Source organism: Dendronalium sp. ChiSLP03b, assembly GCF_034531165.2.
Lineage (GTDB): Bacteria > Cyanobacteriota > Cyanobacteriia > Cyanobacteriales > Nostocaceae > Dendronalium > Dendronalium minutum.
In genome coordinates this window covers 36,619-48,861 of record NZ_JAVRBR020000121.1, presented here as the reverse complement: position 1 = coordinate 48,861, position 12,243 = coordinate 36,619, and the positions used below count along the sequence as shown (strand labels likewise).

At 42.6% G+C, this 12,243-nt stretch carries 8 protein-coding genes and 1 pseudogene; 3 read left to right on the top strand and 6 right to left on the bottom strand.

Annotated elements, in window-relative coordinates:
- Window positions 1-133: 133 nt before the first annotated feature.
- Window positions 134-355, top strand: a pseudogene (locus RMY31_RS27480) (Uma2 family endonuclease); the annotation flags it as partial.
- A 48-nt stretch (window positions 356-403) separates the two neighbouring features.
- Here the strand turns inward: RMY31_RS27480 and RMY31_RS27475 are convergent.
- The 3 genes from RMY31_RS27475 to RMY31_RS27465 all read right to left on the bottom strand — a co-directional run bounded on the left by RMY31_RS27475 (window position 404) and on the right by RMY31_RS27465 (window position 2,029).
- Window positions 404-634: a type II toxin-antitoxin system HicB family antitoxin gene (locus tag RMY31_RS27475; RefSeq protein WP_322663871.1), complete on the bottom strand. Its 231-nt coding sequence runs from the start codon at window positions 632-634 to the stop codon at window positions 404-406.
- The gene (locus RMY31_RS27470) at window positions 631-846 is read right to left on the bottom strand and encodes a type II toxin-antitoxin system HicA family toxin (protein ID WP_322663868.1); all 216 of its coding nucleotides are present in this window, start codon (window positions 844-846) and stop codon (window positions 631-633) included. The genes RMY31_RS27475 and RMY31_RS27470 overlap by 4 nt, the downstream gene beginning before the upstream one ends.
- A 271-nt stretch (window positions 847-1,117) precedes the next feature.
- A complete protein-coding gene (locus tag RMY31_RS27465) occupies window positions 1,118-2,029 on the bottom strand; it encodes a DUF6615 family protein (protein ID WP_322663866.1) in 912 nt (303 codons plus the stop codon).
- A gap of 132 nt (window positions 2,030-2,161) precedes the next feature.
- Between RMY31_RS27465 and RMY31_RS27460 the strand changes: the two genes are divergently transcribed.
- On the top strand, window positions 2,162-4,753 hold the full coding sequence (locus RMY31_RS27460; RefSeq protein WP_322663864.1) for a U32 family peptidase: 2,592 nt from the start codon (window positions 2,162-2,164) through the stop codon (window positions 4,751-4,753).
- On the opposite strand, the gene RMY31_RS27455 is transcribed toward RMY31_RS27460, so the two are convergent.
- Complete coding sequence (locus RMY31_RS27455; RefSeq protein ID WP_322663862.1) at window positions 4,702-4,884, bottom strand: hypothetical protein; 183 nt, start codon at window positions 4,882-4,884, stop codon at window positions 4,702-4,704. The genes RMY31_RS27460 and RMY31_RS27455 overlap by 52 nt on opposite strands.
- 81 nt (window positions 4,885-4,965) lie before the next feature.
- Window positions 4,966-5,865 carry a LysR family transcriptional regulator gene (locus RMY31_RS27450; protein ID WP_322663860.1) on the bottom strand — a complete coding sequence of 300 codons (900 nt, stop codon included), beginning with the start codon at window positions 5,863-5,865 and terminating at the stop codon, window positions 4,966-4,968.
- A 155-nt stretch (window positions 5,866-6,020) separates the two neighbouring features.
- Between RMY31_RS27450 and RMY31_RS27445 the strand changes: the two genes are divergently transcribed.
- A complete protein-coding gene (locus tag RMY31_RS27445) occupies window positions 6,021-6,797 on the top strand; it encodes a class I SAM-dependent methyltransferase (protein WP_322663858.1) in 777 nt (258 codons plus the stop codon).
- A gap of 601 nt (window positions 6,798-7,398) precedes the next feature.
- On the opposite strand, the gene RMY31_RS27440 is transcribed toward RMY31_RS27445, so the two are convergent.
- Window positions 7,399-11,937 (bottom strand): PAS domain S-box protein, encoded by a 4,539-nt coding sequence (locus RMY31_RS27440; RefSeq protein WP_322663856.1) that lies wholly within the window; start codon window positions 11,935-11,937, stop codon window positions 7,399-7,401.
- Window positions 11,938-12,243: the final 306 nt, after the last annotated feature.

The following is a 12,243-nucleotide window of genomic DNA, read 5'->3' as shown; positions in this document are numbered from 1 at the left end:
CAATCAGGCTTTGTAAACACTATTGAGACTTCGGTCTTAACTGTCAGGACACTTATAAATTTATCTGTTAATCAGTCCCATTCAACACTGTTTCTTTCATTCATAACGGGTGGTGCGCCGCCAGTGGGGCTGCTTTCAAGAATATCTGTTAATTGACCAAACCCGAATTCATGTAGAGCAATTTTCTAAAAGTGGAAAGAAGCAATGGACGCTTCGTGAATATGATGAAGAAGATGAAGCGATCGCTCTTGCAACTGTACCCTTTGAGATTACCTTGCAGGATTTATACAACAAAGTTAATTTTAAGCTTGTTGAGTCGGAAGCTGAAAGTGCTGATGCTGAGAATTTAGGATGAAACTCTAATTGTACAAAGTGTACATTTTATCCAGAATCAAAACCAGTTTTACGCTATTTTTAACGGCTTTTGAGGAAAAGTAATTGCCTCCGGCAGAGGTTTACCCTGTTCTTGATACCATTCAATCAGAGATTCAATCACTTCTTGTCCGTGTTTAGCAGCTTCCTCATACGTTTTGCCATGAGTATGGAATTGCTGCCAAGGAAATTCTGGTAAGTGTACCAAGTAGCAGTTATCTTCATCTGACCATTGGATTACCATACTGTAGCGATCGTTCATTCTTCCTCTTCTATTTCCCCTAGCTTTTTCAAAACACGATTGACTTGCTTTTCAAGGTATTGCGGTGCATCGTCTCCATCTTTGCCAGCAATGGTGACTGGTTCATCAGGTATCAGTGGGTGAGTCCAGAAGGTGTGACTACCTTTTGCAGGACGGTAGACAAACCCAGCTTTCAACAGAATTGCCTTTAACTCCCTAATTTTCTTGGGCATCTATCCTCAATCTAAATCACCATACTGATTGTTGACTATTAACCACTTAATTTATTTCATAACTTCTACAAATAGAAGGTTTGCGATCGCTCTCCTTGATAAAATCACTATGGTACTGGTTAACCCTGCCCAAGTCCGATGAAAAGCGATCGCTCTTGCAACTGTACCCTTTGAAATTTCCCTACAAGATTTATATAACAAGGTGAATTTTAAGCTTATTGAGTCTGAAGAGGAAAGGGTTGATACAGAGTAATTGGGATGAAAGGCGGTATCACCACAATTGATCATAACCTTCTCTAAAAATAGTTACAGTTCTTATATCATTATCAGGTGGTTCAATCACCTCACCTTCCATAAGTTGAGAGACATAATCAGGAGGGTGTTGGGTAAGTTCAATATTTTGATAGAGCTTGCGAAGCGCAGATAGCTTTTGAAGCTCAGATATTTTATTTTCATTTTTTAATCCGTAATAAAATTCATTATCAAAGTCGAATTCATTTAAAATATCTTTCTCGTCTTCATTTAAAACATCTTCTTCAATGAAAGCTATACTGTTTTTCCAGTATGTCCATGCACGCTGTGGTAAATCTTTATCTTCGTAACCATGAGAACACACAAGCTCATGCCAGGGATTTATATAAGGCAGCAAATATTTTATCCTTGTTTTTTTAATATCCATTATTCGATGATACACCACAGCAAAAGCTGAAATTAAGGAGCAGCCATAACTTTCCTGAAAATGATAGTTTTTATGATATTTCCAATCAGTAACTGAGGCGTAGTTTGTATACAAACAATATAAAGGAATAAGTTTTACTCCATATTTATTATCCAAGGCAGAGCGGATTAATATATTACTTTGATAATCACTTTTGCTTTTATAGTGAAGATGCTTGAATTTATCTGATTTGAACTCTATGATTTTGGCTTGTACTCTGAAACCAATCCACTTCCCACTAGTTCCTGTAAACCACCATTCCCAGTCAGATCCATTTTGACTTTCTTCCGATTTGGTAAATGTCTGACTATATATTTCTGATTGATGTCTGATTTTTAGCTCAAGAAGATTCAGGTCTGTAAGTGATTCTTCTCCTAATTGAATACCTACGGAACGGCCTTTTGAGAGTAAATCCCAAGACCTGAGTGCAAGATTTCGGAATGTATCACAAAGTGTGGGCTTCATTCAAACTTACAACGATGTTATTTATAATACTTTTCATACTTCAAATTATGGACAAAACAAAAATGATTGTCCATCATCCCCGACTAACTTCGATAAAATCACTATGGTGCTAGTTAAATCTTCCCAAGTCTAATGAAAAGCGATCGCCCTTCTTCCCTACTCTCCCCTCAACGTCCTGAAATACTTGCGCCAGCAGGTAATTGGGAATGTGCTAAAGCTGCTGTGGAAAATGGGGCAGACGCAATTTACTTTGGGTTGGATAGGTTCAACGCCAGAATGCGGGCGCAAAACTTTACCGAGGTTGACTTACCTCAATTAATGGCGTTCCTGCACCGTCGGGGTGTGAAAGGCTATGTCACTGTTAATACCCTCATCTTTCCTAAAGAACTAGTAGAAGCGCAGCAATATCTCCGCACAATTATTGCAGCTGGTGTGGATGCAGCGATCGTTCAAGATGTGGGTATCTGTCGTCTCATCCGTCACCTATCACCTGATTTCCCCATCCACGCTTCTACGCAAATGACTATTACTAGTGCGGCTGGAGTGGAATTTGCTAAGTCTCTTGGTTGTCAGTTGGTGGTGCTGGCCCGTGAATGTTCCCTCAAGGAAATCAATAAAATTCAGCAGCAGATTGCCCAACAGAATACTTCACTACCTTTGGAAGTCTTCGTTCACGGTGCTTTGTGCGTAGCATATTCTGGTCAGTGTCTGACTAGTGAAGCTTTGGGAGGACGTTCTGCTAATAGAGGCGAATGTGCCCAAGCTTGCCGGATGCCTTACGAGTTAATCGCTGATGGGGAAGTTGTAGATTTGGGAAATCGCAAATATTTACTCAGTCCTCAAGACCTAGCAGGGTTAGAGGTTCTGCCGGATTTGGTAAAGTCAGGAGTAACTAGCCTCAAGATTGAAGGTCGCTTGAAAGCCCCAGAGTATGTTGCCAATGTCACCCGTGTTTATCGACAAGCCTTAGATGGGGTGATGGAAGAATTGGAAAGACCTAACCCCCTAGCCCCCTTCCCTACCAGGGAAGGGGGAATTAAAACTCCCCTCTCCGAAGCGGAGAAGGGTAGGGGGAGAGGTCAAACAAATCGAGAAAACTACAATCTGGAGATGGCATTTTCTCGCGGACTCTACACAGGCTGGTTTAGTGGGATTAACAATCAAAAATTGGTTCACGCCCACTTTGGTAAAAAGCGCGGTGTTCTCCTAGGCGAAGTCATTCGCATCCGTAACGAACAAGTCACAGTCAGACTGGAAGCACCAGTTAAACCAGGTGATGGAATTGTTTTTGATTGCGGTCATCCAGAGGCGAGGGAAGAAGGCGGTCGTGTTTATGGAGTTGTTGAGAAAGGTAAAGAAGCCTTACTAACCTTTGGTCGAAGTGACTTGAACCTACGCCGAGTACATGTAGGTGATAAGGTTTGGAAAACCAGTGACCCAGAACTCGATAAGCAACTACGCCAGAGTTTTGCTGGCGATAACCCTCAATTTCAGCGCCCTATTTCCTTGGAGGTTTACGGAGAAGTTGGGCAGCCACTGATTGCGATCGCCCGCGATGAACTCGGTAATATTGTACAGCTGGAGTCTGCAATTTCACTGGTGGAGGCACACACCAAACCCTTGGACACAAACCGTTTACAAGAACAGTTGGGCCGTCTTGGTAACACTCCCTTCTGTTTAGGAATGCTAATCAATCATCTCAGCGGTGCTGTTATGCTGCCCGTAAGTGAGTTGAACCGGATGCGGCGAGAAATAGTGACGCAGTTGGAAGAATTACGAAGTCAACCCAAACGCTGGCAACTACGTTCTGATGTCTCTTTCCAAGACTTACTCCCTTCCTCATCTGCCTCATCTATCTTATCCTCTTCACTCATCGTTCTAGTACGCAACCTCAAGCAACTCCAAGCCGCACTCCAAGCTGGTGTCGAAACACTGTACTGCGAATTTGAAGACCCTCGTGCCTACCGAGAAGCAGTGCAATTAGTCCATGAACACAGACAACAATCCCAACTCCCCACTATTTGGGTTGCACCACCCCGAATTACCAAACCTGGGGAAAACTGGATTTTACAACAAGTGCGTGCCTCCAAGGCAGATGGCTATCTGGTGAGGAATTATGACCAACTACAATTTTTTGCCGCAGACCGTTGTATCGGAGATTTTTCGCTTAACGTTACTAACCCTTTAACAGCCGATTACTTTCAACAACACTTTGGTTTAGAACGCTTGACCGCATCTTACGACCTGAATATTAGCCAATTAGAAGACTTGATTACCAATTCTCCACCTAATTGCTTTGAGGTGACAATCCATCAGCACATGCCGATGTTTCACATGGAACACTGTGTCTTCTGTGCTTTCCTCTCTACGGGGACAGACTACACCAACTGCGGACGACCTTGTGAAAAGCATGAAGTGAAATTAAAAGACCGCGTCGGTAGCGAACACGTCCTGCAAGCAGATGCTGGTTGTCGGAACACTGTATTTAATGGTACTGCCCAAACTGGAGCCGAGTACGTACAACGTCTTCTAGAATTGGGATTGCGTCACTTCCGCATCGAATTTGTGAATGAAACTCCAGACCAAGTGCAAAAAACAATACATCACTACCGCCAATTACTGCAAGGCAAGATTACAGGTTCGCAACTGTGGCGAGAGTTAAAGCTGCAAAATCAATTAGGCGTAACTCGCGGCCCTTTGGGTGTGTCTGCATTGCGGTCATAACTGATTTTATTGCGATCGCCTACTGGCTGCATTTCAACAATTACGCCATCGTGTAGTTCATAGCGTCCGCCGTCTGGTTTCCAATTTAGGAATTCTTCAAATGCGATCGTTTTTGGTGAGGCTTGAAACATCACACTTACTCCTAATAATAATTCAGAGTTTAGCAAATAACACTTGCGCCTGCTTCCCGTAAAACCTGGGGGCAGAAACTCTCATAATTGCTTTGCAACTTGTCTAACTATCTCTAGGAATCCCTGCACAGTCGGGGATTTTTCGTTTCGTCGCCAAATCATCGCGATCGCTGCACTAACATCTTTAACTAAGCTAGCTTCCTGAATATTTTTATAAACTACTCCAGTGCGTTGCAAGTTTTGCAAAGATGCAGGCACGATCGCCACACCCATATCGGCTGCGACTAAACTAACAATCGTTTGCATCTGGATGGCTTCTTGAGTAACCGTAGGGCTAAAGCCTGTTTGCTGGCAGAGACTGATAATTAAGTCGTACAGTCCAGGCGCTAATATTCTGGGAAATAAAATAAACGGTTCATTGGCAAGCGATTGCAAACAAACATCAGATTGATTTGCTAGCGGATGTGTTTCAGGAAGTGCTATTATCAGCGACTCTTGAAAAATTTTCTCCCAACTAAATGTATTGTCCTCCACAGGCGGACGCAAAAATCCTACATCTATTCGACCTTGCCGCAAACAATCTAATTGCTGGTCTGTAGTCAGTTCATGTAACTCTAAGCTTACGCCAGGGATGCAACTACGAAAAGTTTGCAGAATAGTTGGCATAACATTATACGCTGCTGAACTGACAAAGCCAATTACCAACTGTCCAACTTCGCCTCTACTAGTTTGTTGTCCGACTTGGATTGCCTGTTGTAATTGCTTGAGAATTTGCTGCACTTCACTCAGAAACACTTGCCCTGCCTCTGTTAACTGCACATTTCGTTTCGTGCGATAAAACAGTTCAAAACCCAATTCCTTCTCTAGTTGCCGAATTTGCTGACTTAGAGGAGGTTGGGCAATATGTAATCGTTCTGCTGCCCGTCCAAAGTGTAATTCTTCTGCCAAAGTTACAAAATAGCGTAGGTGTCGTAATTCCATCTCTGAGTTAAATTCATATCTTTTAGATATTAGTTAAGATAGAAAAATATATTGGACATGATTAAAAATCTTTTTTATTGTAATGGTTAGGCAGTCATCGACCTAAAGCGCGTGGTTGAAGATCGGCAAACCAACATCCTGTAATTTCACCCTCTATGAATAATCTTTTGATACCCAATAATGATTGGGATAGTAATCTTTATGAAGATAAACACGCTTTCGTGTGGCAATATGGCGAAGACTTGCTGAAATTACTCAACCCAAAACCAGGAGAATCAATTTTGGATCTTGGTTGTGGTACTGGGCAACTTACAGAAAAAATTGCTTTGACAGGGGCAGAAGTCATAGGAATTGATAGCGCGCCTGCAATGATTGAGAAGGCTAGACAAAACTATCCCCATTTGCGTTTTGAGGTTGCTGATGCCAGAAATTTTCAAGTAAAAGAACCAATAAATGCTGTATTTTCTAATGCTGCCTTGCATTGGGTAAAAGAAGCAGATGCAGCGATCGCCTGCGTACATCAGGCATTAAAATCAGGAGGGCGTTTTATAGCCGAGTTTGGTGGTAAGGGAAATATACAGGCGATTCTTCAAGCTTTGTACAATGCTTTGGCAGCATTTAATATCCCTACAGAAGGACTAAATCCCTGGTATTTTCCTAGTATTAGTGAGTATGCCACTCTTCTAGAAAAGCAAGGCTTTGATGTTACTTATGCCATTCTGTTTGACCGCCCCACTCCTTTAGTAGAGGGAGAAGCAGGTATAGCAAACTGGATGCAAATGTTTGCAGGTACTTTCTTAGTAGGACTATCTGCTGAACAACAAACACAAGTAACTAGTGCGATCGAGGAATACCTGAAGCCGACACTTTATCACAATGGTACTTGGACAGTCGGCTATCGACGAATTCGCATCGTTGCCATCAAAGGTTAAGGCTGAAAGCGTTATTTAAAACACAAAAATAAGCAGGTTCAAGGCGTTGTGGCTTTTTCGAGCGAAACTTTGATACAGATTTCTTCACAAGCAAAAGTATTAAGTAGGTCGGCGTGAATATTTATCATTAAGATAAGGCAGAGGGCAGATGGCAGAAGGGAAGAGAGTTTTAGTTAAGTTTACTTTTCGTAATATAGTTCTGTTTATTTGCACCGTTCTACTTAATTCTGGATTTTAAAGATAAAACTAAGTAAGCCGATACATTAATAATGTCAGTCGATGCATTAACAATGTGAGCCGATGCATTAATAATGTAATACCATTTCCCAAAAATAATGATACAGATCCAAACCCAGAAACCTAGACTAAATGGGACTTTCTTAATTACGAATTACGAATTACGAATTACGAATTGGTATAAGTTGATGCATTAACAATGTAAAACCGACTTAGCAAAAAACAGTGCGTTTTCGGATAGAGTCAAACGGATTGTCCTTGACTATCAAGAGTGTAAACAGTGGTTAGCCCACAATGGGTCAATTTATAAGCTTTAAATATCTTTGCTTTAGATTGGTGGAACTGTTTCTTCCTCTAAGCTTTTTTAATCGCTTGCTTCAGTATTAATACTGTTATTATGTCCGATGAGATTGACGATCGCAGTAGCTAACTCAACTGGATCGGCAGGCTTAGGTATATGCTTTTGAAAACCTGCTGCTAGTGCCCGATTGTAGTCAATTTCTCCGGCATAAGCTGTCAAAGCGATCGCAGGAATTTGCCCATTTTGCTCTGGTGGCAATTTTCTCACCTCGCGCAGCAACATATAGCCATCCATCATCGGCATTCCAATATCGCTTAACAAAATATCTGGCTTTGACCGAGCTAAGGCTTCTAATACCTCACTTGCCGATGCCACCGCCGTTACAGTTGCCCCATACTGTTCGAGTGCAAAACTAAAAAACTCCCGCACATCAGCCTGATCGTCAACTAGCAGAATTTGCACTCCAGAAAGTATTGCTTCGTCAGTGATTTCTAATTGAGCAGACTCAACACTCAGCACTCGGTACTCAGCACTTTTGTGTAACGGTAGCTTAATTGTAAAAGTTGCTCCTTGTCCTTCTCCGGGACTCTCTGCGTGAACCGTACCGCCGTGAAGTTCCACCAGATGACGTACAATTGCCAGTCCCAGCCCCAGTCCGCCAAATACCCTGGTTGTCTTGGCATCTGCTTGACGAAAGTAATCAAAAACGTAAGGCAAAAATTCCGGGCTAATTCCCTTACCTGTATCAATGACTTGGATTTGGACATAATTGTCAGTTGTTAGTTGTTGGTTGTTTGTTGTTGTTGACCACTGACCACTGACCACTGACCACTGACCACTAACTACTGACAATTGCACCTCTATCCGTCCCCCTGTAGGTGTGAACTTCACAGCATTCGATAGCAAATTCCAGATTACCTGTTGCAAGCGATCGCTATCGCCCATAACTTGGCCGATATCATTGCTGAGTACTGTGTGAATTTGAATTGACTTAGCTTCTGCTGCTAAACTCACCGTTTCTAGAGCTGCCGCGATCGTGGTTCTCAAATCCACTTCACCAATATTCAGACTCAGCTTACCTCGTAAAATCCGCGAAACATCAAGCAAGTCGTCAATTAGTTGAGTTTGTAACTTGGCATTGCGCTCAATTGTTTCCAAAGCCCGGACTCTTGCAGCTTCATCAAACTTGCGGGTTCGGAGTAACTTTGCCCACCCCAAGATAGGATTGAGGGGAGTTCTTAACTCATGGGAAAGGATGGCGAGGAATTCATCTTTAATTCGGTTAGCTGTCTCAGCTTCTGCCCGTGCAGTTTGTTCTGCTTCGTAAAGTTGAGCGCGGGCGATCGCTTGGGCACACTGCTGCCCTAGAGTTAACATGAATCTCCGGTCTTGTTCGTTAAATGTTTGGGCAGTAGCAAAGCTTAATCCCAGTGCCCCAATCGCTTGTCCCTCTAGAATCAGTGGGATAGAAACCCAAGCATTATTCCCAGTTTTAGCTATAGTATCAGCTAGGTTGGGATACCTAGTAGTTAAGGCTGCGACATTTTCTAAAAAAATAGGCTTTTTAATTCTGACTGTTTCTGCAAGCGGTACAGCAGTAGTTATCGGGAAACTTACCCAGGTATCTATAACCGATTGCGGATAGCCCATTATTTGTAAAACTTTCAGGTCAGTGCCAGTTAATAAGACAACAGAACCAGCTTTGGCTTTCAAGGCAGCAATTCCTTTGTTAACAACCACGTCAGCTACCTGCTGGGGAGTTAAGGCTTCACTCAGGGCAGCGGTGATTTTTTGTAAAAGTACCGTGCGATTGACAGCTTGCTCGGCTGCCTGTTTTGCTTTTTGAGCTTCTTGGTAGAGGCGGGCGTTGTCAATCGCTGTCGCAGCACGCCGAGCAATATCCTCTGCTAAGGCTAAATCTACCTGCTCGTAGTGACGACCTGAATCAACTGTGACAAAAGAAATTGCTCCGAATACTTGTCCGCGAGAGCGGAGGGGAATCACCATCAGAGAAGCAATCCCTAGGCTGCCTAGTTGCTGAAAATATTCCGCTTCTTGGCTGTCTACAACAATAGAGTCTAAATCGGAATAAAAAACCGATTTTCCCTGCCGTAACTTCTGCAAAAAAGGATGTTTTCCGCCGACTAAAGATGGAAAACGCTCTCGTAATTTGAGTAAGATATGCCGTTTTGCCGGATCGGCAGTGGCGATCGCAATTTGTTGAATTGAGCTATCTTCCCTAAAAATATCTACAATACACCAGTCAGCTAAGGTCGGAACTGCCATATTCGCGACACTAGCTAGGGTGATTTTATAATCCAAAGAGGCAGCCAGTAGGGCGCTGGTTTCGACTAAAAATTGTTGCGCTGCTTCTGCTCGTTTGCGTTCGCGCTGCGCGGCTTGCCGTTCGCTGATATCTTCAATAATGCCTAAAATATACTTCAGCTGTGCGTTAGCATCACACACCACTGATGCAGTTAGGTTTACCCAAACGATGGAACCATCTTTGCGGATGTAGCGCTTTTCTAGAGAATAACCATTAATTTCCTTTGCTAACACTCGCTGAGCTTGCACTGAATCAGCTTCCAAGTCCTCGGGGTGGGTAATTTCCTCACAGTTCATTTGGATTAATTCTTCATGGCTGTAGCCAGTAATCTCACATAGAGCAGGATTAATCTGAAGGAATTGCCCATCTAATGCTACTTGGGCAATGCCTACAGCTGCCTGGTCGAACATCGCCCGGAATCTTTCTTCGCTTTCGCGTAAGGCAATTTCCGCCTGCTTTGCTGCTGTTACGTCTACCAAAATAATCCCAACTCCTACCGTTTCCCCCACTGCATCGCAGACAGGGTAATAGTTACCCAGCCAGTAACCATAACGTCTGGGTTGCTCCCGTGTCTCACCGCTGATTTCCACATTCAGCAGAGGTTCTCCCGTATCCAAAACACGCTGTAACTGTGGTTCAAACTCAGCCTTCATCTTTGGTAGGACTTCCTGAAATTTGCGTCCTAGATGCTCTTCTATGCTCAAACCGTTAATATTAGCAAATACCTGATTAATCCGAATATATCGTAGTTCTCGATCTAGGAAGCAGACAGCGACAGGAGCCGCTGCTAACAGCGCATCTAAAAGAAATAGCGATTCGGCATAATGCAGTAAAGTCTCATGGATGTCTCGATAAAGTCGGGCATTTTCAATTGCTAAAGCAGCACGCTGGGCAATATCCTTGGCTAAAGCTAGGTCATATTCATCATAACGACGAGCTGATTGGGCGGTGACAAACGTAAGGCTGCCAAGTACTTGCCCTCGTGTAGCTAAAGGCACAATCATCACAGACTCGATCCCCATCTGTCGAACAACTTGTAAGTGTTCGTTATTTTGAGTAATCGCCATTAGTAACGAGTCAGATACTGCTGGGATTAATTCGCTTTGCTTGGTTTGCAGTACCCTAGCAACTGGAGTTACACCCTTGGGGTCTGGTGCATACTGCTGAAGTTGACGCGCTAACTCAGCTTTTGCTGGGTCTGCGTGGGCAATGCTGAGACAGCGAATTGAACCATCTTCGTTCAAAATCTCGACACTACACCAATCAGCTACCTGGGGGACTGAGATTTTGGCAATCTGTTTTAAGGTTTCTTCGTAATCTAGGGATGTGGAGAGGGTATTACTAATTTGGGCAATATAGCGGAGTGCTTCCTCAGCTTGCTTGCGTGCTGTGATGTCGAGAACAAAGAAAGCTCCTCGATCTAAAGTAGTTTCTAAGGTACCTGCTAAAGGTGAACTGGCCAGCCAAGCATTTAGTAAAGCCAGAAATTCATCTTTTTGTTGGAGTTCTTGATATAGTTTGGTGTTTTCTAATTCTGTCTGCTGGCGATCGCGCTGCACAACTCGCCGTTCGCTAATATTCACAGCTGCACAGGTAATGCCCTGAATGCTATTTTCTGCATCCTTGAGTGGTTTAACCAATAAGTCATAGTAACGGGTCTCTCCACTTACCGTTACCCGAACCTCTTCACGGTTTGAAACACCACTTTCCACTACCCGCCGCTTTATTGTCGTCAATTGCTCTGCTATTGAGGCTGGGAATAATTCATAGTCAGATTTGCCTATGATTTCCTCGCTGGTTTCTTTACTTTGAGGATTATGAATCCACCGATAGCGCAAATCTCGATCTTGCTGAAAGATGACGATATGTAAACTGCTTAATGCTAATCGAAATTGTTCCTCACTCACTTTCAGCTTCTGTAGATTCACCTCAGTCTGTTGTTTAGTGGTTCTCAATGCCTCAAATAGGACACTCAAGAGCAATCCTTGCACAACAAACAACCCAACTTGCACAGCATCAGGTGGATCAAAATTTAGGCTATACGTTGGGGCAAGAAAAAAGTAATCGCTCAGTAGAACAGATAAGAAAGTTGCTAAAACACCTGACTTCAAACCCCCATACCAAGCACTCACAATTACAGCACTAAAAAACGGCAACAAAGGAGTTCTGCTGATGTTCAGCCACGGGTCTAGTATCAGCATTAGTGCCAGTGTTGTTGCAATAATTAATACATCGCAACCATAACTCCGTAATTGAGAATAATTAATATAAGGCATGAAAAATAAATATGAAAATGTTTTGGAACAACCAATACTTTTCAAGGGGATTGATCATACCTTAAGCTAGTTCGTAAATTTTAGTAATTTATCTCCAGATAGATTTTCATCTAACTTTAAAAATACTTTTGCTAGAGGCTAATTTTTTACTAAGCTGGTACCTTAGCATCAAGTATTTAACATTGAATTAAAAATTTTAGATGAGTAGATAATACATTTACAACATTATTTTATTTATTAAATTAATGAATTTAAATCAATGTATTAATTCTAATTTAGAGAAAAACTTATAGATGAAATCTAAGC